At 39.6% G+C, this 21,932-nt stretch carries 22 protein-coding genes; 5 read left to right on the top strand and 17 right to left on the bottom strand.

Annotated elements, in window-relative coordinates; genetic code table 11:
• Nucleotides 1-106: 106 nt before the first annotated feature.
• The 4 genes from SJ2017_RS11465 to bepA form a co-directional block, all read right to left on the bottom strand.
• Nucleotides 107-2,062 carry a PKD domain-containing protein gene (locus SJ2017_RS11465; RefSeq protein WP_080915847.1) on the bottom strand — a complete coding sequence of 652 codons (1,956 nt, stop codon included), beginning with the start codon at nucleotides 2,060-2,062 and terminating at the stop codon, nucleotides 107-109.
• Nucleotides 2,063-2,298: 236 nt separating this feature from the next.
• Entirely contained in the window at nucleotides 2,299-2,676 is a 378-nt protein-coding gene (locus tag SJ2017_RS11460; RefSeq protein WP_080915846.1) for a DUF2069 domain-containing protein, read from the bottom strand.
• A 7-nt stretch (nucleotides 2,677-2,683) separates the two neighbouring features.
• Complete coding sequence (gene arsC, locus SJ2017_RS11455) at nucleotides 2,684-3,034, bottom strand: arsenate reductase (glutaredoxin) (RefSeq protein WP_080915845.1); 351 nt, start codon at nucleotides 3,032-3,034, stop codon at nucleotides 2,684-2,686.
• Between the two features lie 95 nt (nucleotides 3,035-3,129).
• Nucleotides 3,130-4,599 (bottom strand): beta-barrel assembly-enhancing protease, encoded by a 1,470-nt coding sequence (gene bepA, locus SJ2017_RS11450; protein ID WP_055025991.1) that lies wholly within the window; start codon nucleotides 4,597-4,599, stop codon nucleotides 3,130-3,132.
• Nucleotides 4,600-4,727: 128 nt separating this feature from the next.
• On the opposite strand from bepA, the gene SJ2017_RS11445 reads away from it, so the two are divergent.
• Nucleotides 4,728-4,955, top strand: coding sequence for a sulfurtransferase TusA family protein (locus SJ2017_RS11445; RefSeq protein WP_055025992.1), 228 nt, complete (start codon nucleotides 4,728-4,730; stop codon nucleotides 4,953-4,955).
• A 76-nt stretch (nucleotides 4,956-5,031) separates the two neighbouring features.
• On the top strand, nucleotides 5,032-6,117 hold the full coding sequence (locus SJ2017_RS11440; RefSeq protein ID WP_080915844.1) for an AI-2E family transporter: 1,086 nt from the start codon (nucleotides 5,032-5,034) through the stop codon (nucleotides 6,115-6,117).
• A gap of 103 nt (nucleotides 6,118-6,220) precedes the next feature.
• Here SJ2017_RS11440 and SJ2017_RS11435 read toward each other — a convergent pair whose 3' ends face one another.
• From SJ2017_RS11435 to SJ2017_RS11375, 13 genes are all read right to left on the bottom strand, one after another.
• The gene (locus tag SJ2017_RS11435; protein WP_065107974.1) at nucleotides 6,221-6,418 is read right to left on the bottom strand and encodes a DUF2897 family protein; all 198 of its coding nucleotides are present in this window, start codon (nucleotides 6,416-6,418) and stop codon (nucleotides 6,221-6,223) included.
• Between the two features lie 25 nt (nucleotides 6,419-6,443).
• Nucleotides 6,444-7,181 (bottom strand): 8-amino-3,8-dideoxy-manno-octulosonate cytidylyltransferase KdsB, encoded by a 738-nt coding sequence (gene kdsB, locus SJ2017_RS11430; protein ID WP_055025995.1) that lies wholly within the window; start codon nucleotides 7,179-7,181, stop codon nucleotides 6,444-6,446.
• Between the two features lie 73 nt (nucleotides 7,182-7,254).
• A complete protein-coding gene (kdnB, locus tag SJ2017_RS11425) occupies nucleotides 7,255-8,325 on the bottom strand; it encodes a 3-deoxy-alpha-D-manno-octulosonate 8-oxidase KdnB (RefSeq protein WP_055025996.1) in 1,071 nt (356 codons plus the stop codon).
• 94 nt (nucleotides 8,326-8,419) lie between these two features.
• Nucleotides 8,420-9,604 (bottom strand): 8-amino-3,8-dideoxy-alpha-D-manno-octulosonate transaminase KdnA, encoded by a 1,185-nt coding sequence (gene kdnA / locus SJ2017_RS11420; RefSeq protein WP_080915843.1) that lies wholly within the window; start codon nucleotides 9,602-9,604, stop codon nucleotides 8,420-8,422.
• 357 nt (nucleotides 9,605-9,961) lie between these two features.
• Nucleotides 9,962-10,576, bottom strand: a complete 615-nt coding sequence (gene can / locus SJ2017_RS11415) for a carbonate dehydratase (RefSeq protein ID WP_055025998.1) — start codon at nucleotides 10,574-10,576, stop codon at nucleotides 9,962-9,964.
• 228 nt (nucleotides 10,577-10,804) lie between these two features.
• Complete coding sequence (locus tag SJ2017_RS11410; RefSeq protein ID WP_080915842.1) at nucleotides 10,805-11,698, bottom strand: alpha/beta fold hydrolase; 894 nt, start codon at nucleotides 11,696-11,698, stop codon at nucleotides 10,805-10,807.
• 91 nt (nucleotides 11,699-11,789) lie between these two features.
• Complete coding sequence (locus SJ2017_RS11405; RefSeq protein ID WP_080915841.1) at nucleotides 11,790-12,488, bottom strand: M15 family metallopeptidase; 699 nt, start codon at nucleotides 12,486-12,488, stop codon at nucleotides 11,790-11,792.
• Nucleotides 12,482-13,612: a succinyl-diaminopimelate desuccinylase gene (gene dapE / locus SJ2017_RS11400; RefSeq protein WP_080915840.1), complete on the bottom strand. Its 1,131-nt coding sequence runs from the start codon at nucleotides 13,610-13,612 to the stop codon at nucleotides 12,482-12,484. Before dapE ends, SJ2017_RS11405 begins: the two co-directional genes overlap by 7 nt.
• A complete protein-coding gene (locus tag SJ2017_RS11395; protein WP_080915839.1) occupies nucleotides 13,612-13,962 on the bottom strand; it encodes an ArsC family reductase in 351 nt (116 codons plus the stop codon). Before SJ2017_RS11395 ends, dapE begins: the two co-directional genes overlap by 1 nt.
• Before the next feature lie 149 nt (nucleotides 13,963-14,111).
• Complete coding sequence (gene crr, locus SJ2017_RS11390) at nucleotides 14,112-14,621, bottom strand: PTS glucose transporter subunit IIA (protein ID WP_065107979.1); 510 nt, start codon at nucleotides 14,619-14,621, stop codon at nucleotides 14,112-14,114.
• A 99-nt stretch (nucleotides 14,622-14,720) separates the two neighbouring features.
• Complete coding sequence (gene ptsP, locus SJ2017_RS11385) at nucleotides 14,721-16,415, bottom strand: phosphoenolpyruvate--protein phosphotransferase (protein ID WP_080915838.1); 1,695 nt, start codon at nucleotides 16,413-16,415, stop codon at nucleotides 14,721-14,723.
• An 11-nt stretch (nucleotides 16,416-16,426) separates the two neighbouring features.
• Nucleotides 16,427-16,684: an HPr family phosphocarrier protein gene (locus SJ2017_RS11380; protein ID WP_080915837.1), complete on the bottom strand. Its 258-nt coding sequence runs from the start codon at nucleotides 16,682-16,684 to the stop codon at nucleotides 16,427-16,429.
• 223 nt (nucleotides 16,685-16,907) lie between these two features.
• Nucleotides 16,908-18,542 carry a methyl-accepting chemotaxis protein gene (locus tag SJ2017_RS11375; RefSeq protein ID WP_080915836.1) on the bottom strand — a complete coding sequence of 545 codons (1,635 nt, stop codon included), beginning with the start codon at nucleotides 18,540-18,542 and terminating at the stop codon, nucleotides 16,908-16,910.
• A 295-nt stretch (nucleotides 18,543-18,837) separates the two neighbouring features.
• Between SJ2017_RS11375 and SJ2017_RS11370 the strand changes: the two genes are divergently transcribed.
• From SJ2017_RS11370 to SJ2017_RS11360, 3 genes are all read left to right on the top strand, one after another.
• A complete protein-coding gene (locus SJ2017_RS11370) occupies nucleotides 18,838-19,536 on the top strand; it encodes a DUF3334 family protein (RefSeq protein WP_080915835.1) in 699 nt (232 codons plus the stop codon).
• An 87-nt stretch (nucleotides 19,537-19,623) separates the two neighbouring features.
• Nucleotides 19,624-20,658 carry a LacI family DNA-binding transcriptional regulator gene (locus SJ2017_RS11365; protein WP_080915834.1) on the top strand — a complete coding sequence of 345 codons (1,035 nt, stop codon included), beginning with the start codon at nucleotides 19,624-19,626 and terminating at the stop codon, nucleotides 20,656-20,658.
• 225 nt (nucleotides 20,659-20,883) lie between these two features.
• On the top strand, nucleotides 20,884-21,828 hold the full coding sequence (locus SJ2017_RS11360; RefSeq protein WP_080915833.1) for a transporter: 945 nt from the start codon (nucleotides 20,884-20,886) through the stop codon (nucleotides 21,826-21,828).
• Nucleotides 21,829-21,932: the final 104 nt, after the last annotated feature.

Below are 21,932 nucleotides of genomic sequence, written 5' to 3'. Positions count from 1 at the left end.
TTTCAGCCACTAGCTTGTCATTGTCAACGTCATTTTTCACATAAAAAAGCCACCATTTAGGTGGCTTTTTATCATTGTATTGATTTTAAATTAACTCGTAACATATTTATTGACGAATGAGTGGTGGCAGTTTTTTGTGCTCTCTTCCCGTTTGAACTGGACGACGTTCAACTTCTGTCGATATTGCTTCTAAGCCGCTCACTCTTGCTGGGTTACTTGAATTTACTGGCGTAATGGCAATATTATCATACCAATTTATACCTGCAGCCATATTAATGGGTTCAGGTAATGCATTAAGCAGTGTTTTACCGTCAACCTCTGGCATGATTTCATCAATAACGAAGGCTGCTCTATTTAACAGTTCAGCTGAGCCAACTCTGCCACGTTGTCCCCAATCAACGATTAAGTCCGTTGTATCAGTTACTGCAACATCACGTTGGATTTGATATCTATGACTCATGAAGGATTCTTCAAACAGCATTGCTGCATCCTCACGAGTTGAAGAGTATGCATAAAAGTCATTTGCATGATCTGTTAAAAAGAAGCTGGTAATGTCGCTCGGTAAATAGGCTTTTTGGGTTGCATTAGCGTCAGTTCCTTGAAAGCTAACACTGGCTAAACCATACATTTCACTGCTGGTGAGTGGGTCGACATTTTGAAGTTGGTCTGACACCAATGAATTACTATCGGTTCTTCGATAAAAGTCATCAATGAGAGTTGGCCCTATTAAAGTGTCATGTACTGAGCGAGGGAAAAAATCATTCGCATGAGCTAATTCATGATATAGCAAACTGGCTAGACTGGGGGTGATATCTGCAATGCTACGTGTTTGGCGCTCTGTTCGCTCTACACTGGAGTAAGCGTAATTATTATCCTTTACATATCGCCAAGGCATTATAAATTGTAACTCATTACCAAAATCACTACGGTAATCTGGTGCTTCGTTAATTGAATCTCGTTGCTCTGGTGTTAACCATAAATATTCAGGATCTAGGTAAATAGCGCCTGTCGCAACCCAATAAAATGACGGTCTAACATCGTAGCTTATTACGACGGCTGTGACTGATTGTAACAGTTTAATAAAATCACTATTGGGGTCAGCTTGAGTTAAAAATGTTTCGAAATTTTTACCCATCCAATCGTGTGAAACAACAACACGATCCATCACAGAACTGATGTTTTCAGCATTATTCATTTGGCCAATTAAAGGTAAATCTACAATCTCACAAGTTTGCTGTAATTGAGTTGAGTAAACACATGAACTGGCAATATCTGCATAACTTGATTCAGTATTATATGAATAAGTTCGTGCTACGGGTTGATCAAAGTAAGGCGAGGTAATTGATGGTTCATTGGTTACCAAAACAAACACTTCATCAGATAAGCTTTGACCAGAAACTTGACCCGTTGCTTTTAAACCAATAATGCTGTCGGTGCTGACAGTTGGGGCGGTAAATAATGGACGTTCCTCGTTGGTTAAATCAAGGTTGATTTCTTGTCCTGAGAAGTAACACCATTCAATATCATTTGCGACTTGACCATTGATCCGCTGTAGTCTCAAACTCACGCCGTTACCTTCTACGACTTGATGGTCGCTATTGATGTTTAATTGGGCAATAGCAGCGCCTGCATCAATATTGACAGTTTCAGTAAGCTCGGTTTGATTGCCTGTAACAGTAACTGAAAATGAATAACTGCCTGGTTCAGGTATAACAAATGATAGCAAAGGGCTGTTTTCAGAAACCGTACTAATGATAGGGCCTGATAGTTGTTGCCACTTGAAGCTCATTCCAGATGACTGACCAGCGCTCATGCCGGCGATAATTGTTGCTGATTGCCCAGCCGTGTATTGCTGCTCAACATTAAAAATCAGATTTGATGCGGTTTCGACTTGAACTAAGCCTAAACTGGTTTCACAAGCGTTAATTGGCAGTGAATTATCAGGGGTTCCATTGCTTTCTGAGTCGCTAGATGAACCTCCACAGGCAGATAAAACCAATGCTGTCATACTCACAGCGAGTGTTGAAGATATTGAAAGCGAATTAATAGGGCCAAGTTTCATGCACAATCTCCGTTGCTTATTACTACTTACTTCGACGACCTTTTAAGCACTAAAGGCTAGTGCAAAGTTATTTTAATTCACTATAGCATGGGAATTAAGTTACCTAAAGATTGTGTTAACCCATTGGTAACTTTAGTGTAAATATATATTCACTTATAAAATAAACCGAGATACTTGGAATAAAAATAATAAAAAAGCGCCATGAGGCGCTTTAAAAATTAACTATAACGATGTTATTAATCTTGTTGGGATTTTTTCTTTAAGCCTAAGCCTAACTCTCTACCGCGTTTACGGGCATAAAACGGAAAGCCTATGAGTAGGGCACTAATTAGTAATGACTCAATAATGGCAAAGTATAATGCGTCTTCTGTGACCCAGACTAAAGTTAACCCATGTAATAGGTATAAGCAGAGAATGAAACTCGCCCAAGCATAAGTATAAGGCTTGCCTGTTAGGATCCCTTTAATAGGGAGCAATAGAGGAACAATCCATAATAAGCTAAACGCCATTGAATATACGCCACTAAGACCTTGTTGAATAAACCAACCTGTTAATAGCATTAGCAATGCAACATATCCTAGCCGGCACAGCTGAAACAAAGAATGTGTGCTCATGATGATCCTATAAAATCGCTAGTACATTTTCAGGCGGTCTGCCTATTGCAGCTTTGCCATTTGCAAGCGCGATAGGGCGTTCAATCAGTTTTGGTGTTGCAACCATCGCTTGAATTAGTTCTGCTTCAGTGAGCGAAGAGTCTGCTAAATTCTGTTCTTTATACTCCGTTTCTTTAGTTCGCATCAATTCGCGCGGAGTAAGATTCAGTAATGAGAGAATTTGTTGGATATCTTCAACCGTCGGCGCTTGTTTTAAATATTCAACAATTTGAATAGAGGCATTATTTTCTTCAAGTAATGCAAGTGTTTGACGGCTTTTTGAACAGCGAGGGTTATGGTACAAAGTCACAGTAGTCATGGGCTTCACTTCTATTTATATTTTGGCGACAGTCTAGCAAAGAATCTTTCAAAAAGTTAGCCACTTCTAATGGAAGTGGCTAATTCATTTAGCGGTTATTTTAATGCGTCTAATGAGCGTTTAGCTTGTCTAAATTGCCTAATGCGAGCTTCAATTCTGGCAATCTGTAAAGCTTGCCCCTCTGAATGACGATAAGCATAATTAAGCTGGTCTATGGCGCCATCATAATTTGCTGCAAGTGCCATGGCTTCAGCGTTGCTGTAGTGCTCTAGGGCTTTATTACCTAATTTACGATAAGCCTGTGTCATGATTTGATAAGGCAAGGTATTTTGTTTGTCGAGGAAAATTAAATCTTCCAACAAAGGAATTGCTTTTCTAGGTTGATCGGCTTCTACATAAATATTCGCTAAATTGGCAGCAATGACTGACGATGTTGGTTTTAATTTAAGGTGATGATTAAGCATTGCAATGGCTTCATCATAATCGTCTTTTTGCGCCAATAAATCGGTTTTGGTATCGATATAGAACAAGTTATTTCTATCTTGTTCTAATAATTTATCAATGATCTGCTCTGCTTCGTCAAAACGTTTAACTCTGAATAAAGCCAGTGCTTTACCATACTCAGCGGCACTTTTAAATGTGTAGGTCTTTTTACGTAATTGATCATCAAATAAAGACATTGCGGCTTGGTCGCTGTAATTTGAAAATCTTACCTGTATTCTGGCTTTTGCAAGTTGGTAATTAAGCTGATCTGGAATATAGCGATGCGGATATTGCGCTGCACGATTTCGAGCATCCGTGATCCGAGATTCAGGTAATGGGTGAGTAAGCAACATTTGTGGTGGCGTACTCGTAAAACGATATCGAATGGCCAGCTTTGAGAAAAAATCAGAAGCGCCGTTAGGATCAAAGCCTGCATCAGCTAAAATTTGCATGCCGATTCTATCTGCTTCACGCTCATGTAATCGAGTAAAGTTAATTCGAGCTTGAGTCGATAATGCTTGCGTGGTTGCTAGTGCTGCCATACCTGCTTGTGGGGCAGCAATTGTTAACAAAATAGCGCCTAACATACCAACAATTGTTGCTGTTGAGCTTTTGTCTTGGGCTTCTAATGACCGAGCTAAATGTCGTTGGGTTACGTGAGTAATTTCATGGGCAAGAACCGAGGCTAACTCACTTTCCGTATCGGCATGTAAAAATAGCCCTGTATGAACGCCAACATGACCACCAAAAAAAGCGAACGCGTTAATTTCATCATTTCTCAGTAAAAAGAAATAGAAAGGGGTTTTTACCCCTGTTGCGTGCGCAACTAGCTTATTTCCTAGCTCTGATAGGTATTGATTTAAGACAGGATCACTAATAACTGGCGCCGAAGAACGAATGACACGCATGTAGGCATCGCCATATATCATTTCTTTTTCAAGGCTGAAGGTATTAACTGCGGCAGTGCCAAGATCTGGAAGGTCATTATTGGCGAAACTTTTCGCAACTCCTGCCGTCAGTATTAAGGAGACTGCAGTAGTGATAACACCTTTGGAAAACTGAGAAAACGATAATTTGCGCAAATGAAACCTTTATTATAATTATTTCAATAGGGTGGTGTGTAAAATGACAATAATACTCACACAGTTTGGCTTGTGGTTTATCTTCCTTGCTAGGATAATAGCCAGAGAATATGTAAAGCAAGTTTAGAATGAAAATTATTGATTTAACTGCTCATCATTGTCCTTATCCTTTAGTGCAAATCAAGCTCGCATTAAAAAAAATGCAGCCTGGAGAATTGCTCGGGATTAGTATCTCTGACTCTGGTTCACGTCGAGATGTTCCGCCATTTTTAAAAAAAATTGGTCATCAGGTTGAGATTACTGATGATAACCCAAAAAAGCTATCGATGGTCATTACGAAAGGTAACACTTTCTAAGTTTAATTATGTGTATAGTTAACTTAATATCATTAAATAGTGAATTCAAAGTGCGACATTTTTTTAGGTATTTTACATGCTCTCTTATTTAGGCGATTGGTATAAAGCGAGATTCAGCGACCCACAAGCTATCACGCTTTTGTTTATCTTACTCGGAATTGGATTACTACTGTATTTTGCTGGTGGCTTGCTAGCGCCTTTATTGGTCGCATTAGTTTTAGCGTTTTTGCTTGAGTGGCCAGTGGCTCAAATTTCTCGTTTTGGCATTAATCGAAGTGTTGGGGCCTCGTTAATTTTAGTTTTATTTATCGGCTTGATGGTGCTGATCGCATTTGGTTTAGTGCCAAGTCTATGGCGACAAGGTATCGCTTTAGCCACTGATTTACCTGTAATGATTGATACAGGCATGCAATCTTTAGTGTCACTGAGTGAAAAGTACCCACAATACATCAGTATTGAACAAATTGATGCGATGGTGATTGAGCTTAAAAAACTACTGGATACTCAGCACTTGCTGGATATCGGTAAGCAACTTCTGGGCTATTCAGCATCTTTACTTGTGTTAATGGTGTACGTCATTTTAGTTCCTTTACTTGTGTTCTTCTTTTTAAAAGACAAAGAACAACTGATTAAAAGCAGCAAACGATTTTTCCCTAATAACCGTGATTTAGCACGTAAAGTCTGGTTTGAAATGGATCAGCAAATCTTTAATTATATCCGCGGTAAAGTGATTGAAATCGTTATTGTTGGGGCAGTGAGTTATATCTTTTTTGCCGTTATGGACTTGAGGTATTCAGCACTTTTAGGAGTGTTAACAGGATTGTCAGTGTTAATTCCTTACGTTGGCGCCACTTTAGTGACTTTACCCATTGCACTTGTCGCTTTTGTTCAGTGGGGTGTGAGCCCTGAATTTGGTTATGTAATGATTGGTTATGGGATTATTCAGGCGCTTGATGGTAATGTCTTAGTACCTATATTGTTCTCAGATGCTGTTGATTTACATCCTGTACTTATTATTGCCGCGGTGTTGGTTTTTGGAGGCTTATGGGGCGTTTGGGGAGTCTTTTTTGCGATACCATTAGCATCGCTAGTTAAAGCCGTTATTAATGCTTGGCCAGACAGCCAGCATGCTGAAAGCGAACCCATAGTCAAGGCCGATTAAGCCAACGAGTTTGCACTCATAACGGCCTTAACAATTGAATATAAAAAAGGTGACATAATGTCACCTTTTTCTTGGGATACTTTTACTGATAGTGAAGATAATATTACTTATCTTTTTGAGTCTCTGAATCTGATGCTGAATGCTCAGTGTTAGATTTGCCTTGGCTGTCAGAAGGCTTTTTAGGATCGCCAAACTGCGGCATTTTAAATTTAGCACTGTATTTCAATACGGCTAAATTACTCGCAATAATACCAACCACCAAAATGATAATGATCCAAACTTCTAATCCAGATAAATCCATAGTTGCCTCAAATTTTGATGTTCAGTTAATCAACAGCTAAACGTTGTTCACATTTACGAATATCTTCAGGCGTATCTACTTCAGGCGAGTCAAATGCACTGATTGCAACCTTAATCTTGTGACCGTACTCAAGCGCTCGAAGTTGCTCTAATTTCTCTAAGTCTTCTAATCTACCTAGAGGAAGCTTTGCAAAAGCATTTACAAAACGGCGAGTGTAAGCATATACGCCTAAATGCTTGTATACAGGATAGTCGTCTGTATCTCGGCCAAACGGAATACAAGAACGAGAGAAATATAAGGCATTAAATTCATTGTCGAATACCATCTTCACGTGAAGTGGGTCGTCTCTTTCTTGCTTATCAATGATTTCAAAACCTAATGTCGCCATTTCAAACTCACCTGGGTGACGTTCAAACAAACTAATGATTTGTTCAATTGAAATAGGATCAATTAGCGGTTGATCACCTTGAAGGTTAATGACTAAATCGTCATCATCAAGACCCAATTGACTAATGGCATCATTTATACGGTCAGTACCCGACGCAGCTTCTGGGCTTGTCATGACGACTTGTCCACCAAATGATTCAACCGCTTCTTTGATACGGTCGTCATCTGTCGCAACGTAAATATTATCTAATCCTTTGGCTAATGATGCTCGCTCAAAAACGTGCTGGATCATTGGCTTACCATTAATAGGTGCTAGTGGTTTGCCAGGAAAACGGCTAGAACCATATCTAGCAGGGATTAAAAGGGTAACTTTCATTAAAAAACCTACTTATCATTATTCGATAAACAAAAGGGCTCAAAAGAGCCCTTAATTATAGCGAGGGGGGCTATTAAATACGACGGAAAAGTTTAGTCAGCATTTCGTCTGTTACTTTCTCTTCCCAGCCTTCGCCATAAACATTGTCCCATAATGGACCCATGCTCTTAGTTACAGCAACCATTTTAGCAATGGTTTCATCTGGTAAGTCTTTACAGATATTCTTAGGTAAAGTGATGTTGTGAACTTCCATCATTTTACGGAACTCTTTAACACCTTCAGGGTAAAACTCTTCAAGTACGTCAAATGCTAAACAGTTACCTATACCGTGATGGTAACCCAACACGTAACCTAGACCATAAGATACCGCATGACATGCACCTACTTGGCTGTATGCGATGCTCATGCCACCCATGTATGAAGCCATCATGAGCTTGTCATCTTTTTCTTCATGATTGTCTAAGAACACTTCGCGGCATAAATCCATTGATTTTTCGGCAAATGCTTTAGCAAATTCATTTAAGTATGTGCCCTCTAATGACTCAACACAATGGATATAACAATCCATGCCCGTGTAGAACCATTGATCAGTTGGTACACCAGCAATTAACTCTGAATCCATGATAATTTGGTCAAACACAGTGTAATCTGAGTTCAAACCTAACTTACGTACTGGACCACAAAGTACAGCTGTACGTGATGCTTCTGCACCAGTACCTGATACAGTTGGAATACCAATATGATGAATAGCAGGGTTCTTAATTAAATCCCAACCTTGGTATTCAGCACTACCGCCTTCATTGGTCAGCATAAGTGACACAGCTTTAGCTAAATCAAGTGTTGAACCACCACCTAAACCAATCACACTTACAGGTGCTTTCGAATTAAATGCTTGAACTTGTGCGGTTAAGTCATCAACTTGTTTCGTTGTCGGCTCATCATCTACATTCACGTAGATTAATAAATCATGGTCCTTTGCAGGGACACGGCCTGCAAGTGGCTTATCTTGATGCACATCATCAACTAAAAAAACCACGAAATCGTTAGCTTCTTTACGCTCTTCTGCAAGTACGGCATCAAGTTGAGCAAAAGAACCGCGACCAAAAATCATTTTTGGCACACACTTAAAATTTTTGAAACTCATTACAACATTCTCCGTTGAGACTAGTACTGTAAAAAGTACTATTGAGCTATTACTTGCTTGGTAAGCTTTAGCTCAATAGAAAGAGTAGGATTAATTAAGCAAAAGCACGCTTGATGTTTTCAATACGTTGAGCAATTTCTTCTTCTGTCCAAGATAACTTGATTAACATAGAGATAGTACGACTCATGATTGCATCAGACTTTGGTGTTTCCACTTTAGTGTAATCTGGACGATCTTGAATTAATGTGATCGGTAAAGCAGCTGGCGATTTAAGCTCTTGAATATGTTTCCAGTTGTTTAAGTAGTGCCAGTTGTTAACATACCAATAGAAACAACCATCAACGCCGTTTTCTGCTAACTTCTTGTTGATTTCAATTGTGCGCTCTTCGGTCGGCATTAAGAAGGTTAAGAAACCTGCTGAGTCACCTTCAGGATCTGGGATTTCACGGAATGTGACTTCAGGGATTTCGGCCATTGCATCTTTGATTAGCTTTTTATTAGTACGCTGGATATCAATAATTTTATCAAGCTTACGAAGCTGTGCCAGACCCATCGCTGAGTTCATTTCTGAGATGCGGAAGTTCAGCCCCATGATTGGGTGGCCTTCAGCGCCGCGATCATTTCCAACATGGTCATGACCGTGATCTGAGAACATGTGTGCATGGTTATAGATGGTTTCATTGTTAGTCATGATAGCGCCGCCTTCACCACAGGTGATGGTTTTAACTGAATCAAATGAATAACAACCAACATCACCGATTGTGCCTAATGCTTTACCTTTGTAGCTGCCGCCAATAGCTTGACATGCATCTTCAAGGATCACTAGGTTATGTTTTTTACATACCGCTAAAATTTCATCCATTTTAGCCATAGAACCACACATATGAGCAAGGTTAATTGCTTTAGTGCGTGGAGTAATTGCAGCTTCAATGCCTTCTGGTGATAGACATAGTGTTTCATCAATTTCAGCGAAAATAGGTACGGCACCAGCCATAAATACTGCTTCTACAGATGCAACAAAAGTAAACGGTGGAACAATAACTTCGTCGCCTGCGCCAATACCTGCAGCAGCCATTGCCGTTTGTAATGCAGCGGTACCACTAGAAACAAGATGCGCATGTTTTGCGTTCATCTTTTCACAAAGAAGCGCTTCCATTTCACGTGTTTTCCAACGATCGTTACGCATGTGATCGAAGTTGTAGCGAAAGGTAAAACCGTTTTCCATCACGTCAGCGACTTCTTGCTTTTCCTCTGGTCCAAATAATTCAAAACCTGGCATGGAAATTATCTCCTAAAAAATGCAGTGCGCGAGGTCGCGCTAAATAAACCCGAAGATTATAACTGTGTTAGGCAACTAAATGCATTAACAATATGACCTTATCTGAGCGAAGTAGGTGAGTTTACTTGCCCAAGAATGCATAAACAGCTAAACCTTCTCTATTTCGATTAATATTTAACCGACGTTATTTAAGATTGATGTTGTTCAATAATAGCTAAAGATGACAAATTTGAAGGGGTTTATTGAGTATCTAGCGATACGAGAGGGTTAAATACCAGGCAAACAAGTCCATATACCTATTATTGTAAATGTGTAAATGGACGTTAAGTTTGCTGTATGATTGATTATTACTGGTTATTACGCTTTATTGTCTGCATGCTCACTTGATACCGTGACATCTAAATCAGTCAATAATCCATTATTAATGCCGTAGATCCAGCCGTGAATAGCCAGTTCTTGACCACGATCCCATGCATCTTGAACAATTGAGGTGCTACTTACATTGGCGACTTGTTCCATCACATTTAATTCGCACAATCTGTCGAATCGTTTTTCGTCATCAAGCTGCTCTAAATCGCTACGGTGAATACGATAAATATCTTTTAAATGTCCCAACCAGTTATCAATTAAACCAAAGCGCTCAGTAGTCATTGATGCTTTAACACCACCACAACCGTAATGACCTACCACCATGATATGTTTGACTTTTAGTACTTCAACCGCATATTGAATAACTGACAAACAGTTTAAGTCGGTGTGTATGACCATGTTAGCGATATTACGATGAACAAAGACTTCGCCTGGCATTAGGTCAATAATTTGATTTGATGGAACACGGCTATCAGAACAACCGATCCACAAATATTCAGGGCTCTGTTGTTGTGCTAGCTGTTTAAAGAATTCAGGGTCTTCTTCGTTAATGCGTTCGGCCCAGCGGCGGTTATTATCAAAAAGTGGTTTAAGTAATTTCATCGTGTTTGGTAGACCCTAATAAATAAAAGTATGCTAATTCAGATTCGTAAACTGTCTGATTAATATCATTTTTAGAGTATATCAGTATTTATTGTTATGCTGGTCTATCCATTCGAAATAGATTGAGAATACTGATTTAGAAATAGCGAACTCAGCCACTACAGCTGAGTTCTTAAGCGTATTTGTCATTGATTGACGAGTGTGAGGCACAGCGTACAAGACTAACCTTTAGGTTAGTTTTCGAAAAAAATTGATCAAATGTTGATTAAACATGGCAGCCTGTTCAACATTTGCTAAGTGGCCTGCTGCAGTAAGTTGTTTTAAGGTACAACCTGTAATGCAATCCTGCATTAAGTAAGCTTCTAAAACTGTTCTTAACTTGTTTTGCTCGCCAACTAAAATGAGGCAAGGCAAAGTTAATTGCTCCGCTAACTCGAGTGTGTCTCGCTTGTATAGAAAAAGTGGCGCCATCAATACAAGCTCAGCAATGTTATTTGGACTGAGATTTTGAAGCGCTTGAGAAAACCTTTCTGGAGTTAATGAGTTATTCGTGTTTGCATCACTACTATTATCCGAATGACTCACCTCATTGTTATGGCTCTCAATTGCAAGATTAGCGAAATACTGCTCTGTAATAAGGTCAGCCATCTCTTTAGAGCAGCTTTGTTGTTGGCTGATTTGATCAATCCATTGCTGATATTTGATGCAGTTAACTTGTGGCTCAAAACCAATAAAGCCGTTCGCCATCACCATTTTTGTAACTGATGTGGGCGATATCAATGCCATCTCTGCGGCAATTGCACAACCTGAACCGTTAGCAACTAATCTGAACTGGTTAAGGCCAAGTGATGATAACAATGATAAATATTGCTCAGCGATGGTGACCAGTGATGTTGTTCCCTTAGGCATAGGATCTGATTGACCATGTGACCATAAATCAATGGCGATACACCGATGTTGTGATTTAAGCGCATCGATTTGAGCTTGCCACATACTACTGTCTGTTAAAAAGCCATGAATGAATACAATAGGTTGTGAATCTGTATTGTGTTTATCACTATCTGAGTAATACATAGATTGGCCATCAATTGTGGCAGTTAAGTAATGTAGCGGCTTTGTCATGTGGTTCTCGATGTTTTTAGCGATAGTGTTTGATTATTTGAATACGGTCATGGCAGCTATCGTTACTGGAATCAATAAACATTATCAATGTTTATTGATTTGGCGGCTGCGCAACGTAAAAAACATATTCTTCTACAAGTTTATCTAGTCTTTTAAGTAGCGCAGATTGTAAAGCGATTTCTGATTGAGACAAGAGCTGTCTTAAAGATTCTACCTGATAATGTGACATAAATTGCGACGATTCTGGATAGTAACTTAAATGCCAAGGCTCTGGGCTAACACCACTCTTATTAGGTTGATACGGTAGGTAGAAACCAAACTCATGGGCATGTTGCGTTAACCAACTGGCTAACTGAGCACATGGTCCATTGCCCTTATATTCATCCGTAATCAAAGCTAAGTCAGCTTTTTGGATATTGTTGGCATCAAATATATCGATATCAGTCCCCCAATGATGGCGGGAGGCACCAGGCAAGGCTGACCAGGTTAAAATACAATCTATGAGTTCATTTTCTGAAAGACATTTGCTATCAATAGGTTGGTTATTAATATCGAGTAGTACTCGTTTACCATGAGCTTTAGCATTCCAAATTGCCATTTGCCTATGAAAATCACGATAGGCGGAGCAGATTTGAATATTAATACCTGAATCTGCCGCATGCTTTTGTAACCGCTGAAAAGCTGCAGCTGTTTTTTGAGTTAGCAGAAACTGATCAATAGAGACAAGATGCTCAGCATCCAGCCCATAAAGAGCCGGATGAGCAATACTTTTGAGTGAAGAGGTTAGCAAAGGAGCTTTTCCAGAATAGACTCGTAACATTTGGCCAATAGTTCAAGATCTGAGATTTTTACACACTCATTCACTTTATGAATTGTCGCATTTACCGGGCCTAATTCAATAACTTGAGCACCAGTGGGGGCGATGAATCGGCCATCTGACGTGCCACCTGAAGTTTGCGGGTCGGTTTCATAGCCTGTGACTTCAAAAATGGCGTCTTTCGTTGCGTCCAGCAATGGGCCATCGCCAGTAAGGAAAGGAAGACCATTAAATACCCAATCAATATCATAATCGAGCCCATGGGCATCAAGTATGTTTAGTACACGTTTGATTAATTCATCGGCTGTGACTTCAGTTGAGTATCTGAAGTTAAACATTACCTGTAAATCACCAGGGATAACATTAGATGCGCCTGTACCACCGTTAATATTTGCTATTTGGAAACTGGTTGGTGGGAAAAATTCATTACCGTTATCCCAATGCATTTGCGCGAGTTCAGCAAGTGCTGGTGAGGCTTTATGAATAGGGTTATCAGCAAGGTGAGGGTAGGCAACGTGTCCTTGAATCCCTTTCACCGTTAAATTACCGGTTAAACTACCACGACGACCGTTTTTAACCACATCACCTAACTTATGAGTCGATGAAGGCTCACCAACCAGTGACCAAGTAATTTTTTCATTACGAGCTTCAAGGGTATCAATGACACGAGTTGTACCATTAATAAATGGGCCTTCTTCGTCGCTGGTAATTAAAAAAGCTATAGAGCCATTATGATCTGGGTGTTTTGCCAGAAAGCGTTCTGTAGCAATAACCATAGCTGCTAATGATCCTTTCATATCGGCTGCGCCGCGACCATGAACATAATCATCGATGACAGTTGGTTCAAATGGTGGAGTGTGCCATTTGTTTAAATCGCCTGTGGGAACAACATCAGTGTGTCCAGCAAAACAAAAAACGGGGCTTTTAATGCCTTTTCTTGCCCACATGTTGGTGGTGTCTTCAAATACCATTGATTCAATGTTGAAACCAACAGCAGATAACCTATCGGCCATCAAAGTTTGACAGCCTTCATCAAGTGGGGTTACTGACGGGCGTGCGAGTAAATCTTTAGTTAGCTCAAGTACGTCCTGGGTCATTAGTTAAACCACGCTTGATAGTCTGCAGCTTTGAAACCGATTAATATTTTATTATTTGTTATTAATACAGGACGTTTAATTAGCGTTGGAAACTCCAGCATCAGCTCGAGCGCCTTTTTCTGATCAATATCGGCTTTTTGATCATCGGTTAAATTTCTAAAACTCGTGCTACGTTTATTAAACAGTAGCTCCCAATCAGTTAACTCAAACCACTGGTTGATAATATCAGCTGTGATGCCATCTTCACGAAAGTCATGGAAGGTGAATGGCTGATTTTCTGCTTCTAGCCATTTACGTGCTTTACGCACTGTATCGCAGTTTTTAATACCATAAATAACACTGTTGCTCATGGGGTAATGTATTCCTTGAATTAAGTTATTGTTACGCATTGCAGTTATTGCTTTTCATCTATAGCTGAATATTGCACGCGCTCTGTTCAATGATGGGTTAAAGCAAGCCTGTTTTTAGCTATAACCCATATCTACAATGTAAATCGAATTTAAAGCTCAACGGTAAAAATGACACTTTTACCAGCTGTTACAGGACCTTGAGCTTTTACTAAGTATTGAATATCTTCCATGTTAGCAAGCACAACTGGGGTAAGTAGACTCTCTACTTGATCGGTTAAGTAGTCTAAATCAAATTGTAAAATTGGATCGCCAACTTTAACTTGTTGTCCTTCTTCAGCGAGTCGCTTAAAGCCATTGCCTCTAAGCTCTACTGTGCCGACACCAAAATGAACAAATAATTCGAGCCCCTGAGGGGACTCAATACTGAAAGCATGATTAGTTTCAAAAATTTTGCCAATGGTGCCATCAATAGGGGCTAAAATAAGCTCTCCAGTTGGGTTAATTGCTAATCCATCACCGACAATCTTTTCTGCGAATACTACGTCGGGTACTTTTTCAATGTCTACTAGGTCGCCAGAAACAGGCGCAAAAATTTCAATGCCGCCAGTTAAGGTCGGCTGCCCAGATATAAGTCGGCGAATACGGCTTAAAAATCCCATGAGATATAGCCTCTTTTTGTAATGTTATTATGGTTTTATTCTAGTGCTGTCTGATTTTTTTATAAACAATAATTATTGTTTTCAAGTAAATTAGTCAAATTAGCTGAATAATTGATTAAGTTGTTCAATATGGCTAAACCCTAATGCTTGTTGGGCTTGCTGATAAAACTGTTGGTATTGACCATTGCAAATGGTCGCTTTTACATCCAATAAACTGGCAGTATTAACACTGAGCTCATCAATTCCTAGACCGACGAGTAAACTAATTAATTTCGTGTCACTGGCTAATTCGCCGCAAAGGCAGACTTTTGTTTGGTGTATTTTGCAGGTGTCTACAGCCATTTTTATGAACTTTATCATTGCTGGAGAAACTGGCGGATAATCATTAACTAGCACAGGATTACCGCGATCAGCTGCTAGAGTATATTGGGTTAAGTCATTACTACCGATACTAACAAAATCAAGTCGTGGCAGTAGATGCGGTAAATTTAACACTGCTGCTGGTGTTTCAACCATGATGCCGATATTAAGATCACCAAAGCCTTTTTCTTCTTCAATTAACTGTTGTTTGCACCAATCAATTAATTCTAGCGCGAACTCCAACTCTTCAATTTGATTAACCATTGGGAATAGTAATCGGATACGTCCATGATTCGCTGCGCGAAGTACTGCTTTAATTTGAGTCGTAAAAAGGTGTTGGTGTTGTAAGCTATACCGAATACCACGTACGCCTAATGCCGGGTTATCTTCATATTGTTGAGTAAGGCAAGGGATTTCTTTGTCCGCTCCGATATCAAAGGTACGTATGGTAAGGACCTTGCCATTTAAGCTATGTAATGCATCGCAGTATTGTTTGAACTGCTGTTTTTCATCTGGAACTGAGTCGACTTGCATAAGTAAAAACTCTGTCCTAAATAACCCAACGCCAGCAGCGCCGCTGCGCTCTATCTGAGTGAAATCACTCATGCTACTGACGTTGGCAAGCAAACAGACAGGATGGCCGTCTCGGGTGACACTGGGTTTATCAACATAATGTAAAAGTGCTTCTCGGCGTTCTTTTTCTGCGGTGGCTTTTTGCTCTAGTTGCAGCTGTGTTTCAGCAACGGGATTAACATGCAATTCACCACTAAAGGCGTCTAAAATTAGCGGGGCACCATCTTGAATGTCATAGTCATCGAATTGACAACTTAATAACGCAGGTATCCCAGCAGCTTTGGCCAAAATAGCGGTGTGGCTAGTGAGCCCGCCAGTTTTAAGCACAATGCCTTTTATTTTGTTAAGCGGAATGGTGGCAAATTCTGCAGGTGTTATATCCTCAGCCAGCAAAATACTATTATCAGTGAGTTTTGATACATCCCATTGAAGCGTACCATTGACGGCAGACATTAATCGCTTACCTAAACAAATAACATCATTACTACGGTTAGCGAGATAAGGATCCTCTAGCTTGGCTAGCTCTTCAGCATGTTGCGCAAAAATCCGTTCAATGGAGGCAACGGCAGAGAAACGAAATCGAGTAATATATTGGGTGAGTTCATCAGCTAAATCTTCATCTTCTAATAGCATGATATCAGCATCAATTAGATGAAAATGGTCGCTTTCAGTATCAAGGTTAACTTGGCAATGCTTGAGGTGTTTTGCCAAAAAGTCTATGGCTTTAATGGCTTTGTCACATTCACTTTTAATTGACGCAACAGGCAGTAATCGGTAATCAACATGTTGATGATGCAAATTGATATGAACTGCTTGTCCAAAAGCAATTCCTGGTGACACTACGATTCCTGTTAAAGCCATAAACTATCCTGTTAACTGAGTGTAATTAGCAATTCAGACACGGTTTCTACCGCTTTTTCTGCCTGTTCTCCTTCAGCAAATACCTTAACCGATTGGCCTTGAAATAAGCCAAGAGTTTGCAATTTAAATAGACTTTTGGCGCTTGCTTGTTTTCCATTACATTCGACAATGACGTCACAGTCAAAGTTTTTTGCTGCTTTGACTAATAATGCGGCAGGTCGAGTGTGAATTCCGTGAGGGGCAATAATGGTAACAGTCTTTTCGTACATCAACAGGTAACTCTTAATAATGGGCTTGCGAAGCATGATACCGCAAAGCTTTTTAGGCTGACAGAGACTTTACGTGTTAAGGCTTATTTGAAGATGAATTTTACGAGGTCATTTAGGAGAGCGACTAAGAGATATACCAGCATTAACGCCACAAGATGGCGCTTGCTGGTATAAAAAGGTGACTTATTTATTACTAATACATTAGGCTTTAGCTGTCATTACATTAGCTGGTTTTAAATTGACCTAGTGTCTCAGTAACAGTTTGGCTAATCGTTTGTAATGATTGCGCTGCTTCAGAGTTTGTTTCATTGGTTTTTACAGCTATTTCAGTCAATTCAGAAATTCGGGTAATGTTACGGTTTATTTCTTCAGTGACTTGAGATTGCTCTTCTGTGGCACTGGCAAGCTGAGTATTCATGTCACTGATATTAGCAATAACGGCGAGTATCTCTGTCATGGCATCTTGTGACTGTAACGCCTTAGATTGCAATTGAATCGATTGTTCCTGGGTTTCAGTATTACTTTTGATAACAGACTCAACGCCGTTATGAATATCAGTAATGATTTTATTAATTTCATTGGTAGATGCTTGGGTGCGTGTTGCTAACGCTCTTACTTCGTCAGCAACGACAGCAAAACCTCGGCCATATTCACCTGCTCGTGCGGCTTCAATTGCTGCATTTAGTGCTAATAAGTTGGTTTGATCTGCAATACCACCAATGGTATCTAGTATTGTACTGATTTCTACAGAAGACTTGCCTAGGTCATGTGTGGCGCTTTCTGCATTTTTTAACTCATTTACTAACTGATCTGTTTCATGCACAGTCTGCTGCATAAATGCGTGTGATTGCTCGGCTTGCTGTTTAACATTGTTAGCACCATCAGCGGCTTGATAAGTGTTTTGCGCCATATCATGGGTAGTCGCTAACATTTCATTGACCGCAGTAGCAACACTTTGAGTTTCACTATGGATCAACTCAGAGCTTTGGTTCGACTCTTCTACAGCCACTAATAAATGTTGTGCATCATTATCTAGATCACGGCCAAGTGGTTTTAAATCCGACACCATGGCTGAAATTTTGATCACAAAGTCATTGAACGCATCGGCCATTTTAGCCACTTCATCCTTACCACTGTTATCAAGTCGCTGTGATAAATCGCCTTCGCCTTTAGCAATATTCTCCATTGCTGCAATTGCTGCATTAATCGGGGAGGTAATCGATACATTCAGTAATAAGAAGAAAGTAAAGATAGGAATAGAAATCAACATCATAATAATCAGATAGTTGATAACAACACTTCCCATGCTATCCATGACGTCGGTCGCACTGGCATGGGCGATAATAGTCCAGCCCCATTCTGGGTAGAACTGGGCTCCTGCGAGAATAGTTTCAACGCCAGATGTTGATGCAATATTATCTTTATATTCAACGTGACTTGTCGTTGTCGATTTAGCTTGTCTGGTAAGTTGTGCAAACGGTTTACTGCCATCAGCGGCAATATATTGCTCAAAAGAGCGGCCTTCTAGGTTTGGACTTTCAGGAAAGCTAATAATGACATTTTGATCATTGATAACAACATAAGCGTCATTGGAGCCATAACGGAGTTGAGAAATAATATTAAGAATGTCTTGTTGTTGCTGTTGGTCAGCAGATTGGGGCAAATCAGCTGATAGCGCATTAATCATTGAGGTTGCGGTGCTAACTTGCGCAGCAATTTGAACTTGCTTCTGGGCAATTAAATTATTGTATTGTTCGTTAATTGAAAAGCTGGCAAAGCAAACGGTTCCTATTGCTGCCAGGGCGAGCATTATGATCAGGCGCTTTAAGATAGTTAACTGTCTGAGGAAAGCGATCATGTTCGTCCTTAAAGAGAGTAAGTTCAATGTATTGCGCAAATATAGACAGAAACAGTTCCAGAAAGAACTGTTTAATAGTTGATATGTGATCTATTGAAAGGTTTTTACAAAAAGATACATATGTTGAGTAGAGTTGGCCCACAAATAAATGACAAAGAATATACGCAATATCAGCTTGTTAGTGTAACGCTTGTTAGCTTGATGGTTTATTTTTGATAATGAGATGTTTAGGCTTTGATTTATTACTCGTTAAGCCTCAGAATGAGGGAAAAGTAAAAACTAGGTATACATTGTTATGGATTCAGTTCAAGTTGTTACAACAGATGATATTTTACTCAAATTATGTCACTCGGTTTCCCACGTTCTTTCAAGCACTAGCGACAGTCAAGTTACACATGCCGGTATGGTGCAAAACATTACACGTACTTGTTTAAAGCCTGATTTAGGGTGTTTTTCAATTTTTGATGGCGGGTTCTCTGGTTTAGTGGTGATTAACTTTTCTAAAGAAGCCGCAATAGAAATATACCGTCGATACATGTTAAATATGGGGATGCCAGAGTCAGAGCTTGCTTTTTCACACACCTCTGATGACGTTGGTAATGTCATGGGGGAGTTAATGAATCAAATATTAGGTGATTTCATTAAAACTGTGTCTAAAGAATTACAAACATCTATCAGTCAAAGTCAGCCGAAAATGTTGACCATTAATAAAGAGTTAACCATATCGATTGATACTAATTTAGATGAAGCAGTATCAAGAAGAGTGTCGTTCAAAACGGCAGATAATCATATCTTTTACTTAGAATTTGCGATGGATAAAACTGAATTCATTAAATTAAAAGAGTTTGAATTAGATGAAGAATTTGACCCAGACTCATTAATTGAAGCCCACAGAAATACACAAGGTGAAGCTGATAAATCAACTGCGAAAAAAGACCCAGCAGTCGTGGTTGCTGATGATGCTGACGACTTACTGAGTGAGTTAGGATTATAAAAAAAATTAAACGGTGAAAAGAAGCGTTATTTTAGGTATAAACAATACGTGAGTATCTAAAATAACTATAAAAAGGCCTGATGCAAAATGACATCTAAAGCTACCTCAATTGATATCGCATACCGTGCTGGCGTATCTCAATCTACTGTTTCTAGAGCGTTGAGAAATAGTCCACTTGTAAACTTGGAAACGCGACAACGCATTCAAGCTATTGCCAAAGAGTTAAATTACAAAGTCGATAAAAACGCCAGTAATCTTCGTACCCAAAATAGCCATACTTTAGCGCTGTTAATTTGTGAAGATCCCACAAACGATGAGTCGTTAATTAATCCTTTCTTTTTATCTATGCTTGGTTCAATCACCCGTGCAACTGCACAGCAAGGGTATGATTTACTCGTTTCATTTCAACAGCTTTCGAGTGATTGGCATGCAGATTACGAAGACAGTAATAAAGCTGATGGGATTATATTATTAGGTTACGGAGACTACGTAGACTATGAACATAAGCTGCAAAAGTTATTAGAACAAAATACCCACTTTATTATTTGGGGGGCTGAACATAATAACAAAGAAGTGCTGTCCATCGGTTGTGATAATCACCAAGGCGGTGTTATCGCCACAGAGCACATTCTCTCATTAAACTTTAAGAATATTGCCTTTTTAGGGGATGCATCAGAGCATAGCCCTGAGTTTCGAGACCGTTATTTAGGTCATGCCGAAGCGCTAAAAAAAGCGGGTATTAAACTCAATAAAAAATGTCAATTTGATGCCATTAGCACTGAAAGCTCAGGTTTTGATGCTGCAATGAAATTATTAGATAGCGGGCATCAATTCGATTCAATCTTTGCTGCCAGTGATTTAATCGCCATTGGTGCAATAAGAGCACTTAAACAGCGTGGCGTTAATGTACCAGAAGACATTGCCGTTGTTGGTTATGATGACATTCCGGTTGCAAGTTTTGCAAACCCTGCGCTCACTACGGTCAAACAAAATACTAAACTGGCAGGTGAAATTTTAGTTGAAAGTCTTTTGAAATTAATTCGTGGTAAGGACGTTGGACCGCAGTTAATTCCGACTAATTTAGTGGTTAGGCAGTCGTGCGGTGGCGTTGATAAGTCGTAACAAATAATGACTTTGGTTTATGTTAGCTACCTTATGATAGTCACTTTATGTTAACCACCTTATGTTAACCACCTTATGTTAGCCACGTTATGTTATTCAAAGTGCGGTAATCAGTGCCGCATTTTGTTTTAGTGACATTTGCCACGCTAATGACTATCACTTAAGTCTTTGTTTCTTGTGTAAGTCCGTTTTATATCAGTCATTATGGAAAATGCTTTGTAATTTATGAAGGAATTAACCCGATTTAATCGATGTGCATTTGCATTGCTCACAAGGTTTAGCAAAATAAGTTTGTTAGGCATTACAGCGCTTTTTTGGCATACCCATGTGTATAGCCAAGATCTTGAACCTCGCAGTTATACCAATATCCCTATCGACATGCATTTTCTAGCCCTGGGCTATCTGCACTCAGAAGGGGCCTTATCGCCATCACCTTCAGTTCCACTCAAAGATGCACATTTAACGTTAGATGCTGCCGTGCTTGGTTATGCGTACTCATTTGCGCTAGCGGGCAGTTCATCAAAATTTGATATGTCCTTATCTCGCATTTGTATGGCAGGCTCAGCTAATTATCAAAACGACATTGTTGAAGCTGACAGATGTGGTTATGGCGATCCTAAAATGCGTCTGACTTGGAATTTTTATGGTGCACAAGCATTACAACGGAAAGATTTTGCTAAATCTAAAGATGGATTAGTTGTTGGCTCAAGTTTGCAACTTAGCTTGCCATTAGGAACCTATGATGAAGATAAACTGATCAACGCTGGTGCCAATCAATGGGTATTTAGACCAGGAATAGGGATGTCGTACCGAGTGGGTAATTGGTATTACGATGCCATGACGTCAATTCGAATTTATAGTGATAATGATGAGTTTTACAATCAAGTGTCACTTGAGAAACAAGCACAATACACGTTTCAAGCTCATGTCATATACAGTATTGGACCAGGGCAATGGGTGTCATTGAGCGGAAATTACTTTGTTGGCGGAGAAACCAGCAAAAATGGAATTGACGCTGATGATGCTGAGGACAATTCACGTTTTGGACTGACGTATTCACTTGCCTTTAATCAACATCATAGTATGAAGCTTTATGCCAGTACGGGCGTGATCACACGCATAGGGAATGATTTCGATACACTAGGATTAGTCTGGCAATACGCTTTTTAATCGCTTTGTCGAAAGTAAAACGTCGACTTGAGCTATCGTTAAGCATTATTAAGCTTAGGTTTTAACCTTAAAAATACGATTAACATCATTAATCGCAACCCGAT

The sequence above is a fragment of the Shewanella japonica genome (assembly GCF_002075795.1).
Classification (GTDB): domain Bacteria; phylum Pseudomonadota; class Gammaproteobacteria; order Enterobacterales; family Shewanellaceae; genus Shewanella; species Shewanella japonica.
The sequence above is the reverse complement of the archived record's forward strand: the minus strand, read 5'-3'. Positions and strand labels throughout refer to the sequence as shown.